This window comes from Pseudoxanthomonas sp. 3HH-4, assembly GCF_006716465.1.
GTDB lineage: Bacteria > Pseudomonadota > Gammaproteobacteria > Xanthomonadales > Xanthomonadaceae > Pseudoxanthomonas_A.
The window spans coordinates 24,302-42,127 of the sequence record NZ_VFPB01000001.1 but is presented as its reverse complement, the minus strand read 5'-3'; the positions used below and the strand labels follow the sequence as shown (position 1 = coordinate 42,127).

The window sequence follows — 17,826 nt, the reverse complement described above, 5'->3', positions numbered from 1 at the left end:
CGGTCGCCGAGGGGAGAGGGGCTTTATTCGGTGTCTTTCTTCAATCCCGGAAACCCCAGCTTCTCCCGCTGCGCGTAATAAGCCTCGGCCACCGCCTGCGCCAGCTTGCGCACGCGCAGGATGTAGCGCTGGCGCTCGGTCACGGAGATCGCGCGGCGCGCATCCAGCAAGTTGAAGCTGTGGCTGGCCTTGCAGACCTGCTCGTAGGCGGGCAGCGGCAGGCCCACGTCGACCAGCTTCAGCGCTTCCTTCTCGCACGCGTCGAAACGGTGGAACAGCTCCGCCACATCGGCATGCTCGAAGTTGTAGGTGCTCTGTTCGACTTCGTTCTGGTGGTACACATCGCCGTACTTCACCACGCCCTGCGGACCGACCGTCCACACCAGGTCATAGACGTTGTCGCAGTTCTGCAGGTACATGCACAGGCGTTCCAGCCCGTAGGTGATCTCGCCCAGCACCGGGCGGCATTCCAGGCCGCCGGCCTGCTGGAAGTAGGTGAACTGGGTGACTTCCATGCCGTTCAACCAGACTTCCCAGCCCAGGCCCCAGGCGCCCAGCGTCGGCGATTCCCAGTTGTCCTCGACGAAGCGCAGGTCGTGCACGCGCGGATCGATGCCCAGCGCCTTCAACGAACCCAGGTACAGCTCCTGGATGTTGTCGGGGTTGGGCTTCATCACCACCTGGTACTGGTAGTAGCGCTGCAGGCGGTTGGGGTTCTCGCCGTAGCGGCCATCGGTGGGGCGGCGGCTGGGCTGCACGTAGGCGGCATTCCACGGCTCTGGCCCCAGCGCACGCAGGAACGTGGCCGGATGGAAGGTGCCGGCGCCCACTTCCAGGTCCAGCGGCTGGATCAGCACGCAGCCTTGGTCGGCCCAGTACTGGTTCAGCGTCTGGATCAGGTTCTGGAATGTCAGGCCCTGGAAAGTTGCCGGTGAAATTGTCTGTCCGGTCATCGACTTATCGTGCACTGCGGAAAAGCGGGCTAGTATACGGGCAAGCCCTTTTCCCGCTGATGTTTGCCGTCGTGGATGCCGCCGTGAAAGCCCCTTTTCTCATCGTTGAAACCGGCCAGCCGGTGCGCTCGATGCGACGGTATGGCGGCTTCCCGCACTGGATCCGCGTGGCGGCCGGGCTGGAGGCGGACGAAACCGTGGTGGTGAACGTGGAGCGGGGCGACGCATTGCCGCCTCGCGAAGGCTTTGCCGGCGTCATCGTCAGCGGCTCGGCCGCGATGGTCACCGACCGGGCCGACTGGAGCGAACGCAGTGCGGACTGGCTGCGCGACGCGGCCCATGAAGGTCTGCCGCTGCTGGGCATCTGCTACGGCCACCAGCTGCTGGCGCACGCGCTGGGTGGCGAGGTGGCCTACAACCCTGCCGGGCGCGAATCCGGCACGGTCCACATCGACCTGCATCCGCAGGCGCAGGACGACCCACTGTTCGGCGCGCTGCCGCTGAAGTTCACCGCCCACGCCACCCATGTGCAGACCGTGGCGCGGCCGCCGGAGGGCGCCACCGTGCTGGCGCGTTCCGAGCAGGACGATTGCCATGCGTTCCGCTGGCGCGACCACGCCTGGGGCGTGCAGTTCCATCCCGAATTCGCCACCCACCACATGCGTGGCTATGTGCACGCCCGCGCCGACCACCTGCGCAGCGAAGGCCGTTGCCCGGGCACCATCGCGCGCAGCGTGACGGCGGCGCCGCAAGCCCGCAAACTATTGCGGCGGTTCGTCCGCCATGCGCGTGGCCTGCACGCGCGCTGAGTCCACCGCTGCACCCTCTCCAGAGAACCCCGATGTCGACGATCAACAAGGTGCCGGCCAGTGCCGGCGCGGAATGGCTGCTGGCAGGCTTCGCGCTGCTGAAGCGCGCGCCGGTGCCGCTGGCCACGCTGGCCGTGCTGTGGGGCCTGCTATCGATGGGCGTGATGCTGGTAGCCGTCACGCTGCCTGCCATGACGGTGGCCATGCAGTTCCTGCTGGTGCTCGCCGGTCCGCTGTTCTTCGCAGGCATGCTCTGGGCCGTGCGCGAAGTGGACCAGGGTCGTGCCGCGCAACCCTCGAACCTGCTGCAGCCGGTGCGCGACGGCCATGCACCTGCCTTGTTGGCCACCCTGCTGCCGCAATTGCTCGCGGCCCTGGTGATGGGCGCGCTGCTGTTCGTACTGGTGGGCACCGAACAACTCCAGCATCTGGCCGAGGTCTACCAGAAGATGCAGACCATCGCCGAAGCAGGGGGGCAACCCGATCCTGCCCTCGTGGAAGGCCTGCCTGCCGGTCGCCTGCTGTTGTGGCTGCTGCTGGTGGCGACCGTCTTCGTGGCCGTGAAGTGGATGACCTTCATCGCCTCGCCGCAGATCCTCTTTTCGGGCGCCCATGTCATGGAGGCCATGCGCAACAGCCTGCGCGCCTGCCTGCACAACTGGACCGCGATGCTGGTGTTCTACCTGTTGGCGGGAATCGCCATCTTCGCGGTCGGCATCGGCTCCTTGCTCGTGGCCTCGATCCTGGCGCTGGCAGTGGGCGCGACCATCGCGATGGGGCTGTGGCAGTTCACCCTGATGGCGGTGGTGATGCCGGTGCTGGCTGGTGCGGCATACGCGGCATGGCGGCAGATGCTGGGTGACGGGGCAGTCGCACCGGATAGCCCGGCTGCGCCTACGCGGATCGAGGTCTGAGCCTCCGACATCGCCATGCGGCGGGCCAGGGCCCGCCCTACGAGGCGACCGGGTGGCTAAAGCGCGATGGTTCTCCATCCGGGCGCGCTGCGGCGCGCTTGCTGCCGCGACTGCTCAGGCGCTATCGGGGCGCGGTTTCAGCCAGCTCGCCGCGACGATGCCCAGTTCGTACAGCAGGCACATGGGGATGGCGAGCATCAGCTGCGACACCACGTCCGGCGGGGTGATCAGCGCGGCGACGACGAACACGCCGACGATCGCGTAGCCGCGGCCCTCGCGCAGTTGCTGCGGTGTCACCCAGCCCAGCAACACCATGATCACCAGCGCCACCGGCAGCTCGAAGCTCACGCCGAACGCCAGGAAGATCACCATCACGAAGTCCAGGTACTTCGCAGGGTCTGGTGCCAGCGTCACGATGTCCGGCGTGAATACCGTCAGTGCGTGGAACACGCTGGGCAGCACCAGGAAATACGCGAACGCGCAACCCGCATAGAACAGCACGATGGCCGACGCCAGCAGCGGCATCGCCAGTCGCTTCTCATGCCTGTACAGCCCGGGGGCGACGAAGCTCCACGCCTGGTACAGCAGCCACGGCGAGGACAGGAACAGGGCGGTGAAGAAAGCCAGCTTGATCGGTGCGAAGAAGCCCGAGGTCGGGTCGCTGGCGATCATCTGCGCGGCCTGGCCGGCCGGCAGCTGCGAAATCAACGGCTGCGCCAGGCGGTCGTAGAGCTGGCGCACGAAGGGCAGCAACGCCAGCAGGATGACGCCCGTGCCCGCCAATCCACGCACCAGCCGCGTGCGCAGCTCCAGCAGATGTTCCATCAGGCTGCTTTCGGCTTCATGGTTCGAGGATTCGCGGTTCATCGCGTCTCCTTCGGCGGGAACAGGTCGGCCGTGGTGCCGGTTTCGGGCGCGTCGGTGGCGGCCTCACCGGGGGGCGTGTCGACAGCGTCGGCCGCCTGTTCGGTCGCCGCGGCCGGCCTTGCCAGCGCGGGTGGCGTGATCGCCGATGCGACGTCATCGTGCAAGGCCTTGGCGTCGTCGCGCGCGGCCTGGCGCACTTCCTCGAACTGCTGCTCGGTTTCGCGGGCGCTGTCGCGGATGCGTTGCTCGGTTTCGCGCATCGCGTCCTTGGCGTCCTGCAGGTTGCGTTTCAGCTCGTCGGCGGCGAGTTCGCGTTCCAGCTCGTCCTTCACCGAGTACCACTGCGCACGCGCGCGACGCACCCACAGGCCGGCGAAGCGCGCCGCCTTGGGCAAGCGCTCGGGACCCAGCACGATCAACGCAACGATGGCGATGACCAGCAGTTCACTGAAACCGATGTCGAACATGGCCGCGGCCGCGATGCCGCGCGATCAGTTGGCGTCGCGGTCGCGCTCTTTGGCAGCGCTGGACTCGTCGGTGCGCGACTGGTCGTTCAACTGGCCGGCCGGCTTGTCGTCGTCCTTCATGCCCTTCTTGAAGCCCTTGACCGCCTCGCCCAGGTCCTGGCCGGCGTTGCGCAGGCGCTTAGTCCCGAAGACGAGCAACACGACCACCAGCACGATGATCCAATGCCAGATGCTCAAACCGCCCATGGTGTGTACTCGCTGGAAAAGTCGGGGCGCTCAGGATAGCGCAGCCGGACCGCGGGGATGGCGATCCACCGCCCATTACTTCCGTTACGGGTTGCCGTCCAGCGGTTCGGTGCGTACTTCGCCGTCCTGCACCGGTTCGAACCCCTGCGCCTGTGCGGGAGCTTCCACCACGACCGGTGCGGTGACGGGCGCGGGCGTGGAGGCCGCCACCTGCGTGGAAGTGCCCGTGGTGCCGCGGTTGCCCCGGGCCAGTTCAGTGACCTCTTCCAATTGGTCGCGGAAACCGACCACGGCGCTGGAAGGTTGGCCGGCACGGCTCTCGAAGATCGCACGCGGCGTCGCGGCGCTGCCGTAGACCGAAGTGTTGGCCTCGTCATCAATCTGAAGCACGGCGCCATCCAGTGCCACGCCGGCGAACAGGCCGCGCGCGCGCGACCACGACCAGATTTCGGCTTTCAGCTGGCCATCGGTGGCAGCACTGGCATTGCGGCCAACGGGGCCTGCGGCCACGCCGGCATCCGCACCCAGGGTGAACTTGCCATTGACGATCGAGTCCAGCGAGCGGTCATTGCGGAATACCAGCACCACGTCCGAGGACTGCACGCCGGCCTGAAAGCCGATGCTGCCGCCGGTGAGCTTGATGAAGACTGGCTGCGACCAGCTGCCATCGGCGCTTTTCACCGACATCAGGCCGTGGCCACGACGGCCGCCGATCACCAATCCTGCCTTGAGCGTGTCCGGGATGACGATGATGGCCTTGCCTTCGTCCAGCAGCTTGTCGGGGATGCCGTTCTCCGGAATGCGCTGGATTTCATTGAGCACGCGGACCGCATTGTTCGCACGCTCGTCCTCCTTCGGACCTGCGATGGCCTGCCCGGCGAACAGGGCGGCGGCGAGCGCGAGGGCGGTGGGCGGCAGCAGGCGGCGGGACGTGCGGTTCATGGGGAGCTCCAGAAGCGGATTGGCAGCAAGTTACTGCAATCGCTTGAAAATAGGCGTGAATGGATGAATCGCCACTGACGCTGGACGGTGCTCGCCGCGGTTTGCGAGGTTGATCGCCGCAATGGGATTTCCGAATCGGTGTGCGTGCACGGCTCTGCCACAATAAGGAGATGCCCGATACCTCTCCCACCGCCCTGCTCGCCGTCAACCTGGGCACCCCGGAAGCGCCGACGGCGCCCGCTGTGCGCCGATACCTGTCCGAGTTCCTGCACGACCATCGCGTGGTCCAGCTGACCCGCTGGCTGTGGTGCCCGCTGCTGCATTTCCTGATCCTCCCGCTGCGTGGCCCCAAGGCGGCGGCGAAGTACGCGAGCATCTGGATGCCGGAGGGTTCGCCGCTCGCTGTGTACACCCGTCGGCTGGCCGGAGCGTTGCAGGCGCGGCTCCCTGATTGGCACGTGGTCGATGCGATGCGTTACGGGCAGCCCTCCGTGGGCGCGCGCTTGGAAGCGATGCGTGCCGCCGGGGTGCGGCGCGTGGTGGTGTTGCCGCTGTATCCGCAGTACTCCACCACCACTACCGAATCCGTGCGCGACGTGGTCACCCGGGAGGCCGCAGGGCTGGAGGTGCACTTCATCGAGGATTACTCGGTCGACCCCGGCTGGCTGGCGGCCGTGACGGCATCGATCCGGCAGTGGCGGCGGGCGAATGGTGCCGGCGAGCACCTGCTGTTCTCCTATCACGGGCTGCCGCAGCGCCTGGCACGCAAAGGCGATCCGTATCCGCAGCGCTGCGAGGCGAGCACGCGCGCCATCGTGCAGGCATTGGGGTTGCGCGATGACGAATGGACGCTGACCTACCAGTCGCGCTTCGGCAAGGAACGCTGGCTGGAACCCGCCACCGACGTGACCTTGCGCGAACTGGCCGCGCGCGGTGTGCGCAGGGTGGACGTGGTGTGCCCCGGCTTTGCGGTGGACTGCCTGGAAACGCTGGAGGAGGTGGGGATCGGCTTCGCCGAGGAATTCGCGCATGCCGGTGGCGAACTGCGCTACCTGCCCTGTCTGAATGACGATTCTGCCCATGCCGATGCGCTGGCGGCACTGGCGCAGCGCGCCGTCGGCACCGCCGCATGATGTTGCGCGAGTTCGAGGTCGACATTCCGCTGGGCCGGATCACGGGACTTCGTGGCGACGGTGATGGCCCGCGCGTGCTCGCCTTGCACGGCTGGTTGGACAATGCGGCGAGCTTCATTCCCCTGGCCGCCCACCTGCCGGGAGTGGAACTGGTCGCGCCCGACCTGCCGGGCCATGGCCGCAGTGCGCATCTGGCGCCGGGCGCGGAGTACACCAGTGGCGTGGCGGTCAATGCCGTGCTCGACATCGCGGACGCGCTGGGATGGGAGACGTTCTCCCTGCTGGGTCACTCGATGGGCGCTGGCATCGCGAGCCTGGTGGCCACATCCGTTCCCGACCGCGTTCGCCGGCTGGTGGTGATCGAAGCCCTGGGCGGGCTGACCGAAACCGTCGAGCGCACGGCCGACCGGTGGCGCGAAGCCATTGCTGCAGCGCGCGCGCTGCCGGGCAAGCAGCTGCGCGTGTTCACCGACCTGGCCGCGCCGGTCCGTGCGCGTATGCAGGCAAACCAGTTGAGCGAACCGGCCGCCCGGTTGCTGGTCGAGCGCGGCGTCCGGCCGGTTGAAGGCGGCTTCGTTTGGAGCAGCGATCCGCGCTTGACGCTGCCTACGCCGCAGCGGCTTTCCGAGGCGCAGCTGGCGCGTCTCGTGGCAGGTATCGAATGCCCCACCACGGTGATCTATGCGGACCCGCCGCAAGCCTATTTCCCGGAACCGTTGCGGACACAACGCGCCGCGCTGCTGCCCGATGGGCGCCTGCATGTACTGGCGGGCACCCATCACCTGCACATGGAGGATCCGGCGGCGGTCGCCGCACGGATGCAGGCGTTCCTGCGGCAGTGATCAGGCGCGTTTGGCGCGCTGGAAATCCAGCGCCAGCCGGATGTCGCCCTTGCGGATCGGCGCGGTACTGCGCCACCACGCCGTGGTGACGGCGTCGAGCTCGGAATCCTGCTGGGCCAGTCGCCGCAGGAGGGTGATGTCTTCCGCGCTGGCCAGCTGCTCGTCCGGCAGGTAGTACTGCTCGAGTGGGAGGCGCGCGGCGTCCGGCGTGCGTGTGAGCCGCGACAGCAGCGCAACTGCCGCCAGCGCCAGCAGCGCGTAGCCGGACAGCAACATGTTGATGGAGTTCTGGGCGCTACCCAACCACGCGAGTGCCGCTGCGGCGGGCAGTAGCAAGGCCAGCAACCTGGCGCGGCGATCGAATCGCTGGATCTGGCTGGCCGTGCGCCGGCGTTCCCGCGCCCGCTCGCTGATCTCCTCCACGGATAGACCCTTCCGGCTCATCAGCGCGCGCCGCGCGGCAAGGCTGGCGGCGGTTTCCGAACCTGGCATGGCGTACAGCGAGAAGGCTTTCAGCGAGGCCACGGTATCGGCCTGGCGGACTGGCCTGGTCGCGGCCGGGGTCGCGGGAATCGCGCGCGAGGGTGCGGGACGGGTCATTGAGCGGGTACCGGAGAAGACGAGGCGCCGGAGTGCAGGCCAGCTCTCCGTGCGGGACCTGCCCTCTCCGACATGTCTTCTTGATTCGTGACGCATGTCTCATTCCGGACATCGGCGCCGGAAGTCCGCGGGTTCGCAGGCCGGTGTCAGGGGGTGGCCAGCAGCCTGTGCAGTCGCGCTTTCAGGCGGCGGCCCTCGGCATGGAAATATGCGCGCTCGTCGCGCCAGGCGGGGAAGCGCGCTTCCACTTCCTGCCAGAAGGCCGGCGAATGGTTGGCCTGCAGCAGGTGGCACAGCTCGTGGACGAGCACGTACTCGAACGCCGAAGGCCGCCCCAGCACGAGGGCCAGGTCCAGGGCCAGCGTCCCGTCGGGCGCCAGTGAGCCCCACTGGGACGACATGGTCTTCAGGCGGATCTGGCGGGGCGCGCGTGGCAATCCCGCCAGATAACCGGGCAGCCAACGGCCGATGTCGGCGCGCGCCTGCGCTTCATAGAAGGCCCGCAGGGTGCGCTGCAGGCTGGCAGCACTGGTCCGCGACGTCGTGTGCATGTGCAGCGCATCACCGACCCGCTCGATGCGCGCGTAACGGCCCTCGTGCCACTGGAGCGGCAGATACTCGCCCCGCAGCGGCAGGCGATCGGTCCGGCCGGGTACCAGTGTGTCGTCCCCGTCGTCCGGCGCATGCCGGGTGATCTGTGCTGCGAGCCAGTCGCGGTGTTGCTGCAGGAAGCGGTCCCCCGCCACCAGGCTGGCGCGCATGGGGAGCGTCAGGCGCGCGCCGCGCTCGTCGATGCTGAGCTTGAGGCGCTTCGCACGTGGATCACGGACGCGTTGCACGTCCAGGATGCGTCCGTCATCGAGCTCCAGGGTGATGGTGTCCCGCTCGACGCTGCGTGGCGCGCGGGCGATCAGGAGAGAGTGCAGCGAAGGCATGCCCACGATTGTAGTGGGCATGCGCGGACTGGAGGTGGCGGATGCGATTCAGCTACACCCGATCCCGCTTCCCTGGATGGCTCAATCCGCCTTGCTGAGCTTGAGCGCATGCTCCAGCACCAGGAACAGGCGCTTCACCTCGCCGGACATCAGTGCGAAGCGGGCATCCAGCTCGGCGCGCAGGTCGTCGTGCTCGGTGTTCTCCAGCTGGTCGACGGCGCCGTCGAGGAACTTCAGCTTGCGCACGATCAGGTCCTCGCCGAGGACGAACGACACGTGGTCGTCCAGCACCAGCGCCAGCTTGGTGACCTGTTTGCCGGCGTCCAGGTGCTTGGCGATCTCGTCGCTTTGCAGGTCCTGGTTCTGGCACTTCACCACCGCGCCGCCTTCCATCGCGTCCTTCAGCTCGCACTCCTCGCCCAGCGACAGGCCTTCCGGCAGCGGTTCGCCGGCGATCCAGCCGGTCAGCACGCTGCGCGGTGCCACTTCAGCATTCAGCGGCAGCGCGGGGAAGCTGCCCAGCGCGCGGCGGACTTCCGACACTACGTTCTCGCCGGTCTTGCGCGACGACGCATCGACGGCGATGAAGCCGTGCTCCAGGTCGATCAGCGCGTCGGTGCGCGAGGGTTTGACGAACGCGCGCGGCAGCAGTTCATGCAGCAGGTCGTCCTTCAGCCGCTTGCGGGTCTTGCCGCCGGGCTTGCGGCCTTCCTTCGCCTCGATCTCCTGCAGCTTCTTCTGCAGCAGGTCGTTGACCACGGCGCCGGGCAGGATCTTGTCCTCGCCACCCACGCTCAGCCAGATCGCGTCGTTGATGCGGTGGGACAACGTGTCGTCACCGCGGCCGAACGGCGAGATGAAACCGCGCGAAGACAGTTCGAGTGGGCCGACCGGCTTGAGTACGGCTTCGGGAAGCAGTTCGTCGAGTTGGGAGAAATCCAGCGAAGTCGGGAAGCGGAACAGGGTCAGGTTGCGAAAGAACATCAGGGAATCAGGGTCCGGTAAATGAGGGGATGCGTGTTTTTGCTTTGCCCGCCGTCCCGGCCAAAGCCGGGATACATTCTGCTTCTGCTTCTGCTGTCCGCCAGTCCGCTGGAGCGCAACAGCAAGGTTCCCGGCTTTCGCCGGGTGGCGGCGGGGTGTGGCGAGGTCAGGTGTCCTCGTCAGCCAAGGTGGGGTGCGGTTCGCCCGCCAGCCATGCCTGCGCATCGGGCAAGGCGGCGCCGTCGCGGTGGCCCAGTGAAAGGAAATCAAACAGCTTCGGATCGCTGAGCTGCGACGGGCGGATGTCGCCCAGCGCGCGTGCGATGGTCTCGATGCGGCCGGGATTCTCGCGCTCCCACGCATCCATCATCTTCTTGACCTGCTTGCGCTGCAGGTTCTCCTGGCTGCCGCACAGATTGCACGGGATGATGGGGAATGCCTTCGCCTCGGCGTAATGAGCGATGTCGTCTTCGCGCACATAGGCCAGCGGGCGGATCACCACGTGCCTGCCGTTGTCGGACAGCAGCTTCGGCGGCATGCCGGAGAGCTTGGCGTGGAAGAACATGTTCAGGAAGAACGTGGCCACCAGGTCGTCGCGGTGATGGCCCAACGCGATCTTGGTGAAGCCGTTCTCCTCGGCGTAGCTGTACAGCGCGCCGCGGCGCAGGCGCGAGCACAGCGAACACATGATCTTGCCCTCCGGGATCACCCTGCTGACCACCGAATACGTGTCCTGCTCGATGATGTGGTACGGCACGCGCGCACGTTCCAGGTATTCCGGCAGCACGTGCTCGGGAAAGTCCGGCTGCTTCTGGTCCAGGTTGACCGCGACCAGTTCGAAGCTGACCGGCGCCTTCTTCTGCAGTTGCAGCAGGATGTCCAGCATCGTGTAGCTGTCCTTGCCGCCGGACAGGCACACCATGACCTTGTCGCCCTCCTCGATCATGCCGAAGTCGGCGATCGCCTGGCCCACCTGGCGGCGCAACCGCTTGGCCAGCTTGCCCTGTTCGTGCGCGGCGCGGCGCGGATCGGCGGCTGGGCGGCGCAGGACGGGGTCGGGCAAGGGCAGGACGGTACTCATGGGCGTCATTGTACCGGGGTGCGGTGACGCCCTTGCCGCCGCCGGTGTACGCTCGCCGCGTGGAAATCAGCAACCCCGCCGACATCACCCAGAAGGTCACCGAACTCAAGCTCGAGCACCGCGAGCTGGACGAGGCGATCGCGCGCCTGGTGGATGATGCCGACGCCGACGAGGTGGCGATCAAGCGCCTGAAGAAACGCAAGCTGTGGCTGAAGGACTGCATCGCGCGGCTGGAGAGTGCGTTGATTCCCGACGAGCCAGCCTGAGCCCGCGCGCCGCACGACAGCCTGGATCTGACGCTGCGCGTCACCCCCTTGCCGGCGCGGACGCATGTGTCCCGCACCTGGGGTCGCCAGAAGCCTGAAATACCCGTCCGTGGACCCCGTGGTTCCCTTCCGGTGCGGTCGGCGCAGTTGGCCCGATGCTTGCTTGATTTCCCGGCGTGGGGGTTTTCCCTACGACTGACCGTTTGCCGTCCTGCCGGCGCCGCGGTTCCCAATGACTGGCTGCGTGCGCCTCCGGCGCCGTGGCGAGGGAGTGGCATGGAGCAGGACAAACCGTTCAATCACCGCACGCCATCGTCGGTCCGTGAGGCACGGCTCGTGGCGGCGTCGGCGGACGAGGCGATGGCCGGGCTGGGCCTGCGCATGCATCGCTTCGCGCCGGGCGATTCCCTGGGGGACGTGCCGCGCCTGCGGCGCGAGGTGTATTTCCACGAACGGGGCCAGTTCGGCGACCGGAGCAAGCGTGTCACCGACGGTCTGGACGCGTGCGGCACCACGCTGGCGGTGGAAAAGGGTACGCAGGCGATCGCCACCCTGCGCCTGCACGACTTCGCGCCGCTGGCCGTGCAGGTGGAGTACGGCAGCCTGTTCCAGATCGACGCCTTCGCGCGCTCCTGGCCCCTGGCGCAGGTCGCGGTGGGTACGCGTTTCGCCGTGCAGGCCGACCAGCGCAGCAAGCCGGTGGTGGACCGGTTGATGGAAGAAGCGTACCGCTGGGCGCAGGAAAACCGCATCCAGTTCTGTCTGCTGGCATGCGAGCCGTTCCTGCACGATGTGTTCGAGCACTATGGCTTCCGCGAATACTTGCCCCCGGCCATCCTGCCGGGCGGCGTGGACCTGTTGCGGATGGTGCTGGTGATCGAGGACGAGCCCTATCTGTCCGAATGCGGCTCGCCATTGCACCGCCTGATACGGGATCCCTCGCGCGCGCTGCCGGCGAAGGCGTGGCTGACGCGCTCGTTCAGTGCGGTGTCCTGAGCGGTACTGCCATGCGAAAACGAAACCGACCGGTTACGTCCTGCGTGATGCGGCGGGCATGACCATCAGCTTCCAGTAGCAGGACCTCAGTCCTGCGGCGTCGGTGTCGGCTCGGCCGGTTTGGCGGCTTCCGGGCTGACCTTCTCGATGGTGTGGCGCAGTTCGCGGCCGAGGATGGCCTTGGCGTCGCGCGCCCAGGCATCCAGGCGTTCGTCGAACAGCAGCTTGCTGTTCTCGTCGGGCCAGACCAGCTTCAGTTCGCGCAGTTTCTGGATGAAGCCGCGGAACAGCGTCTTGTCGAAGAACTCAGGCGCAGCAGGTGCGTAGAGCAGGCTCAGGCGCTGAGCTGCTTGCTGGCACAGGCTCTCCAGCTCGGCGGCGCCCAGCGTGCCGGGGCCGTTCTTCACCAGCACCGAGATGGCGATGTAGTAGCGCTCGAACGCCTGCTGCAGCGAGTGGCCGATCGCGCGCAGGCGGAACACCTCGTCGGTCTGGCCGGCGCTGCGCGCGAGGATGCCGCCATCGTCGTCGTTGACCTGCTGCAGCAGGCCCTCGCGGATGAATACCTCGATGGTGCGCTCCATGCGTTCGGCGAACTCGTCTTCGCTCCATGGCAGGAACAGCTCTTCCTGCAGGAACGGATACAGCGTGCGGCCCAGGCGCAGCACGCCGGCACGACTCATGCGGCGGTTGTTCTGGAAGCAGCAGGCGATCCACGACGAGGCCGTGAACAGGTGCAGTACGTTGTTGCGGTAGTAACTCAGCAAGACGGCGGTATCGTCGTCCACGCTCAGCACATCGCCGAGCGGATGCTTGATCCGCTGCAGCATGTTGATCTCCTCGGCATGGGAGATGATGCGGTCGGGCGAGTGCGGGGTGACGGTCACGCGGTCGGAATACGGCAGCTCCGCCAGCAGCGTCTTGGACAGTTCGATCTGCGCGACCAGGTCGGCTTCGCCCATCGCGTGCTTGGGCGTGGACAGCAGCGCCAGCGCCAGCAGGTTGATCGGGTTCACGTCGGCGGCGCGGTTGATGTTGACCTGGATCTGCTGGGCCAGTGCATCCACGATCTCGGACAGCCACGCGGGCTTTTCCTCTTCGCCCACCGGCGTGCCGTCCCACTCGGGTGCGTACCTGGCCAGGGCGTCGTTCAGCGGGATCGGCTCGCCGAAGTTCACCACCACCTGGCCGTAGTTCTGCCGCAGCACCTTGGGGATGCCCCACAACACGGCCCAGATGGATTCCTTCTCCTTCGGCCGGCCGCTGAGTTCATCCAGGTAGCTGGTGCCCTCCAGCAGCTTCTCGTAGCCGATGTAGACCGGCTGGAACAGCACCGGCTTGCGCGGCTGGCGCAGGAATGCGCGCAGGGTCATCGAGATCATGCCGCCCTTGGGCGGCAGCAGCCGGCCGGTGCGCGAGCGCCCGCCTTCGATGAAATACTCCAGCGAATAGCCGCCGGAGACCAGCTGCGCCACGTACTCGGTGAACACCGCCGAGTACAGCGGATTGCCACGGAAACTGCGGCGCATGAAGAACGCGCCGCCCTTGCGCAGCAGCGTGCCCACCACCGGCAGGTTGAGGTTGATGCCTGCCGCGATGTGCGGCGGCACGATGCCGCGTTCGTACAGCAGGTACGAGAGCAGCAGGTAGTCCATGTGGCTGCGGTGGCAGGGCACGTAGACCACTTCGTGGCCGGGCGCGGCTTCCTTGAACTTGTCGAGGTGGTGCACCAGCACGCCGTCGTAGATCTGGTTCCATACATGGCTCAGCAGGAAGCTGGCAGAGCGCACCACGGGGTTGGAATAGTCGGCGGCGATTTCCCACGCGTAGGCGTGTGCCTTCTTCCACGCATCCTCGGGCTTGGACTTGTCGCGTCGTGCCTGTTCGGTGATCGCTTCCTTCACCGGCTCGGCGGCCAGCACCTGGTCCACCAGCAGGCGGCGCGTGGACAGGTCGGGGCCGATGATGGCTTCGCGGATGCGGTGGAAATGCGTGCGCAGTACGCGCGACAGCTTGCGGACGGTGCGCTCGGGCTCAAGGCCTTCATCGACCGTGCCGCGCAGCGACACCGGCGGCGCGAACCGCACGATGGTGCCGCGGCCGTTGAGCAGGATCGCCAGCAGGCGGCGGAAGCGGCCGACGATGGCCCAGTTCTCGGAGAACAGCACCGAGAACCAACCGCTCTGCTTGTCCGGCGCGCGGCCGACGAAGATCGACACCGGCACCAGCTGCACGTCCAGTTCCGGATTGCCGCGATGCGCCTCCAGCAGGCGCGCCAGCGAACCGGAATGCGTCTTGGCGCTCACCTGGTCGGGGATCAGCGTGCTGGCATTGCGGCGCGACAGCGCCACGTACGCGCGCTTGCGGCCGAGCGGGTTGCCGCCCACCGGCAGCGGCACCAAGGGCGAGGGCAGGCCGGCGTCGCGGCAGGCGCGATCGAGGATCAGCGCGTTCGACAGGCCGTAGTCTTCCAGCACGTAGCAGACCGGGCGCCCGTCCAGCAGGTCGGCCGGGACGCCGGGCTCGATGTTCAATGCCAGCCAAGGATCGGCCAGGCGGCCCAGCAGCCGCGCCCACAGCGGACGCTTGGCTTGGCGATGGACGGGCGGCGTCATCGGGACACCTGCCGTGACGGGCGCATCGGCGACCACCGGGGTGTCCGGGGTGCTTCCGGGTGCGGCGGGGTCCGTCGCACCCGGGGTCTTTTCCGGTGTCGTCGGTTTCGGGGCGTCCGGGAACGGCAGGGGATTCTGTTCAGGCATCCGGCGCATTATGGCGCACGCCCGTGACCGGCTGGGAAGCGGTTACAGGTTCAGGCGGAGGCCCTCCGTCCATGGGGAGGGACCAAGTGGGCCCTGTGTCGGCACCGGGGTCCGGATGTCGACGGCCTAAGATGCTGGATCGATATCGCCCTGCGGCGAGACGGGAGGGGGCTCGGTGGTGGGTGGCGCGACCGGGGGCGGGGGCGCAGGCAATGCCTTCAGCAGGTCCTCGGCATGGCGGAGGTAGTCGGTCAGGTACCACTGCCCGCCGCGCCGGGTCAGGCTGACCACGGTATCGATCTCGCGTTCGGCCAACGGATAGTGGATGCGCACCGTGGCGGTGTCGCCCTTCTGTTCGATCAGGCCGGTCCGCAGGTCGTTGAAGGTCTTATCCAGGGGCAGCCCGTAGCGGGCGAAGGTGGCCTTGGTCTCGATGAAGAATGGCGTCAGCCGTTGCAGGCTGGTGACCATGCCCGCTTCGCTGAGGGACTGGTCCGTGATCAGGCCGCTGCGGCGTGCGGCCGGTGCCAGCCGGGACAGCGTGGTCTGTGCCAGTGCGGTATCGCCGAGCGGCGCCTGTTGCGCCCACTCGCCAAGGGCGGCGATCACCTGCGCGTAGTGGTCGCGTTCTTCCTGGGTATAGTCGCCTTCGTTCTTCACGTACTGCACACCGAACAGGCCCAGCGTACGAGCGGCTTCCTTCAGGTCGCGGTCCTGCCGGCCGAATTGTCGGTCGAAGCTGCGTTGCAGCGTCTTTTCAGAATCTTTCGCAGCCAGCGCGGCCAGCATCGGCACCAGCTTGTCATCCAGCGGCAGCTCGGTCAGCGGCCAGCGACTGTGGCCCTGCCGCCAGGCGGCGTCCAGCCGGGCGTGCAGGTCGGCGGGGACGGCGTCGCGTGCGAAGGCCACCAGGTCGTTGCGCTGCAGATGCGTTGCCAACTGGCGCACGGCGGCAGCCGGCTCGCTGGCCGCGCCGGCGAGTTCTTCGGGTTCGGGTTTGCAGGCGGCCAGCAGCACGAGCGACAGCCCGAAGGCGGCCAGCGCGCGCAGCAGGGACGCGGACGGCGTGGACATGATGCGGTGACTCCCCAGTCTCCCCGCATCTTCATGGCAGCGGGGGAAGGCGGCAAGCATGGCCGTCGCAACTCGCCTCGCAGGCAATAAAAAAGGAGGCCGGGTGTCTTGCGACCCCGCGGACCTCCTGAAGTCCGGCCGAAGCCGGAGGACGAAGTGTTGTGGCACATCTCCGGCCCAAGGGCCGGATGCACACAGCCTACCTGCGACCGAATGCTAAGGCAATACCTGAAATAGATATGTGTAAGCTATTGAATTATTTGATGGCGTCAGCGATTTCCTGCTGGATCGCCTCGGCGGCGGCACGCGGATCGGTTGCCTTGCTGATCGGTCGGCCCACCACGATGGCGTCCGCGCCCAAGGCAAACGCCTCGGCCACGCCGACCGTGCGCTTCTGGTCGTCGCCCACCGGGCCGCCGGGTCGGATGCCGGGGCAGACGATGGAGAATCCCGCGCCCGCGGCGGCGCGGATCATGCCGGCCTCCTGGCCGGAGCAGATCACGCCATCAATGCCGGAAGCTTGCGCTGCGAGTGCACGTTGCACGACGATGTCGGCAGTTTCGCTGCTGTTGATCCCCATGGCGCGCAGGTCTTTGCCGTCCATCGATGTCAGCACCGTCACCGCGAGCAAGCGCAGGTCACCCCCACGGGCTTCGGCGGCCGCCTCCATCATGCCGGCGTGCCAGCCGTGGATGGTCGCGTAGGTCACCGGCCAGCGCGACAGGCCACGGATCACGCCGGCCACGGTGGCGGGAATGTCGAAGAATTTCAGATCGACGAACACGCGCTTGTCGCGGCGGGCCAGCTCGTCCAGCACGGTGAAATAGTCGCCGCTGGCCAGCAGCTCCATGCCGATCTTGTAGAACTGCACGGCATCGCCCAGCCGGTCGACCCACGCCACGGCGTCCGCGCCGGACGGGGCGTCCAGCGCGAAGATCAATCGCTCGCGAGGGGTCAGCGCGACGGGGCCCGGGCTCACGGCGCGTAGTCCAGCGCGTCGCGCTTGGCCTGCGTGCGTGCGGCCGCCGGCTGGTCCCAGGCATTGTTGAACAGCGCGGGTTCCCACGACCCGTAGGTCGGGTTGGGCAGCATCCACCAGCGCTCGCCGAACCAGTCGTCGTATTCGTCGAACAAGGCCTGTCGGCCTTCGCGTGTGTTGGCCACCACTTCGGTGAAGTCGCCAATCTGGTCGCCGAACTGCATCAGCACGCGGTACTTCTGCCCCGCCAGGCGGCGACGGCAGTTCTTCTCGCTGCCGTTCTGCTCACAGCCTTCCAGCACCGTGCCCAGGCCGAGGAACACGCTGTCATCCGCGACCGGCAGGCCAGCGTCGCGCAGGTTGGCCAGCGTGGCTTCCTTCAGGTGCACGGCGCGGTTGGAGATGTAGAGGATGGTCACGCCCTTTTCGGCCGCAGCCTTGGCGAAATCCACCACGCCCGGCAGCGGCTTGGCCTTCTTCTCCGCGACCCACTGGTCCCAGCTGATTTCGTCGTATTCCTTGCCATCACGGATCAGGCGGGCCTGGTAGGGCGAGTTGTCCAGTACCGTCTCGTCCACGTCCATCACCACGGCCGGCTTCAGTCCGGTGGCGGCGTTGCCGCGCTCATCGGGGACCAGCGCATCCCAGTGCTTTTCCTTCAGTGCGGCATCCAGGTGGTCGGCGGCGGCACGGAAGGTCTGCGTGGTGATCGCGCGGTATTCCACCGAGGTCTGCACCCACGCCACGGCGTTGAGGTTGTCGTGCGCGCCGGTCGGCTTCACCGGCGCCACAGCGGCCGCGGGCGCAGCGGTGTCCGCTGGCACGGCCGCGGGTTCGGTGCGCTTGCACGCGGACAGGGTCAGCAACGAGGCCGCCAGGCCGGCGGCAAGCAGGGAAACGCGCATGGGCAATCCGGTCTTCGAGGTGCGTGGATTCTAGCGGACCTGTGTTGCAGTCGGTGTCCGGCGCCGTCCGG

19 protein-coding genes are annotated in these 17,826 nt (G+C 67.4%); 6 read left to right on the top strand and 13 right to left on the bottom strand.

Annotated features, from left to right (window positions below; genetic code table 11):
• Positions 1-23: 23 nt before the first annotated feature.
• Entirely contained in the window at positions 24-953 is a 930-nt protein-coding gene (gene glyQ, locus FB548_RS00210; RefSeq protein WP_142122778.1) for a glycine--tRNA ligase subunit alpha, read from the bottom strand.
• A gap of 83 nt (positions 954-1,036) precedes the next feature.
• Here glyQ and FB548_RS00205 point away from each other — a divergent pair, with 83 nt between their 5' ends.
• The gene (locus FB548_RS00205) at positions 1,037-1,762 is read left to right on the top strand and encodes a glutamine amidotransferase (protein ID WP_345775909.1); all 726 of its coding nucleotides are present in this window, start codon (positions 1,037-1,039) and stop codon (positions 1,760-1,762) included.
• Positions 1,763-1,794: 32 nt separating this feature from the next.
• Positions 1,795-2,676, top strand: a complete 882-nt coding sequence (locus FB548_RS00200; RefSeq protein ID WP_142122776.1) for a BPSS1780 family membrane protein — start codon at positions 1,795-1,797, stop codon at positions 2,674-2,676.
• Between the two features lie 114 nt (positions 2,677-2,790).
• Here FB548_RS00200 and tatC read toward each other — a convergent pair whose 3' ends face one another.
• The 4 genes from tatC to FB548_RS00180 all read right to left on the bottom strand — a co-directional run bounded on the left by tatC (position 2,791) and on the right by FB548_RS00180 (position 5,198).
• Positions 2,791-3,543 carry a twin-arginine translocase subunit TatC gene (gene tatC / locus FB548_RS00195; RefSeq protein ID WP_142122775.1) on the bottom strand — a complete coding sequence of 251 codons (753 nt, stop codon included), beginning with the start codon at positions 3,541-3,543 and terminating at the stop codon, positions 2,791-2,793.
• On the bottom strand, positions 3,540-4,010 hold the full coding sequence (gene tatB, locus FB548_RS00190; protein ID WP_142122774.1) for a Sec-independent protein translocase protein TatB: 471 nt from the start codon (positions 4,008-4,010) through the stop codon (positions 3,540-3,542). The genes tatC and tatB overlap by 4 nt, the downstream gene beginning before the upstream one ends.
• Positions 4,011-4,034: 24 nt before the next feature.
• Complete coding sequence (gene tatA / locus FB548_RS00185) at positions 4,035-4,256, bottom strand: Sec-independent protein translocase subunit TatA (protein WP_062353690.1); 222 nt, start codon at positions 4,254-4,256, stop codon at positions 4,035-4,037.
• Between the two features lie 84 nt (positions 4,257-4,340).
• Positions 4,341-5,198 carry a lipid-binding SYLF domain-containing protein gene (locus FB548_RS00180; RefSeq protein WP_142122773.1) on the bottom strand — a complete coding sequence of 286 codons (858 nt, stop codon included), beginning with the start codon at positions 5,196-5,198 and terminating at the stop codon, positions 4,341-4,343.
• 170 nt (positions 5,199-5,368) lie between these two features.
• Between FB548_RS00180 and hemH the strand changes: the two genes are divergently transcribed.
• Together hemH and FB548_RS00170 are read left to right on the top strand one after the other, a co-directional pair.
• On the top strand, positions 5,369-6,331 hold the full coding sequence (gene hemH, locus FB548_RS00175) for a ferrochelatase (RefSeq protein ID WP_142122772.1): 963 nt from the start codon (positions 5,369-5,371) through the stop codon (positions 6,329-6,331).
• A complete protein-coding gene (locus FB548_RS00170) occupies positions 6,328-7,173 on the top strand; it encodes an alpha/beta hydrolase (RefSeq protein ID WP_142122771.1) in 846 nt (281 codons plus the stop codon). Before hemH ends, FB548_RS00170 begins: the two co-directional genes overlap by 4 nt.
• Here the strand turns inward: FB548_RS00170 and FB548_RS00165 are convergent, their stop codons facing one another.
• The 4 genes from FB548_RS00165 to ttcA form a co-directional block, all read right to left on the bottom strand.
• The gene (locus FB548_RS00165) at positions 7,174-7,773 is read right to left on the bottom strand and encodes a hypothetical protein (protein WP_142122770.1); all 600 of its coding nucleotides are present in this window, start codon (positions 7,771-7,773) and stop codon (positions 7,174-7,176) included.
• A gap of 146 nt (positions 7,774-7,919) precedes the next feature.
• A complete protein-coding gene (locus FB548_RS00160; RefSeq protein ID WP_142122769.1) occupies positions 7,920-8,708 on the bottom strand; it encodes a SprT family zinc-dependent metalloprotease in 789 nt (262 codons plus the stop codon).
• An 81-nt stretch (positions 8,709-8,789) separates the two neighbouring features.
• Positions 8,790-9,692 (bottom strand): recombination-associated protein RdgC, encoded by a 903-nt coding sequence (locus FB548_RS00155; RefSeq protein WP_142122768.1) that lies wholly within the window; start codon positions 9,690-9,692, stop codon positions 8,790-8,792.
• 166 nt (positions 9,693-9,858) lie between these two features.
• Positions 9,859-10,782, bottom strand: coding sequence for a tRNA 2-thiocytidine(32) synthetase TtcA (gene ttcA / locus FB548_RS00150; protein WP_142122767.1), 924 nt, complete (start codon positions 10,780-10,782; stop codon positions 9,859-9,861).
• Between the two features lie 50 nt (positions 10,783-10,832).
• On the opposite strand from ttcA, the gene FB548_RS00145 reads away from it, so the two are divergent.
• On the top strand, positions 10,833-11,039 hold the full coding sequence (locus FB548_RS00145) for a YdcH family protein (protein WP_142122766.1): 207 nt from the start codon (positions 10,833-10,835) through the stop codon (positions 11,037-11,039).
• A gap of 276 nt (positions 11,040-11,315) precedes the next feature.
• Entirely contained in the window at positions 11,316-12,035 is a 720-nt protein-coding gene (locus tag FB548_RS00140; RefSeq protein WP_142122765.1) for a GNAT family N-acetyltransferase, read from the top strand.
• A gap of 86 nt (positions 12,036-12,121) precedes the next feature.
• Here the strand turns inward: FB548_RS00140 and plsB are convergent, their stop codons facing one another.
• The 4 genes from plsB to FB548_RS00120 form a co-directional block, all read right to left on the bottom strand.
• Complete coding sequence (plsB, locus tag FB548_RS00135) at positions 12,122-14,806, bottom strand: glycerol-3-phosphate 1-O-acyltransferase PlsB (RefSeq protein WP_142122764.1); 2,685 nt, start codon at positions 14,804-14,806, stop codon at positions 12,122-12,124.
• A gap of 117 nt (positions 14,807-14,923) precedes the next feature.
• Positions 14,924-15,871, bottom strand: coding sequence for a hypothetical protein (locus FB548_RS00130; RefSeq protein WP_185741915.1), 948 nt, complete (start codon positions 15,869-15,871; stop codon positions 14,924-14,926).
• 256 nt (positions 15,872-16,127) lie between these two features.
• A complete protein-coding gene (pyrF, locus tag FB548_RS00125; protein WP_142122763.1) occupies positions 16,128-16,850 on the bottom strand; it encodes an orotidine-5'-phosphate decarboxylase in 723 nt (240 codons plus the stop codon).
• Positions 16,847-17,755, bottom strand: a complete 909-nt coding sequence (locus FB548_RS00120; protein WP_142122762.1) for a 5'-nucleotidase, lipoprotein e(P4) family — start codon at positions 17,753-17,755, stop codon at positions 16,847-16,849. The genes pyrF and FB548_RS00120 overlap by 4 nt, the downstream gene beginning before the upstream one ends.
• Positions 17,756-17,826: the final 71 nt, after the last annotated feature.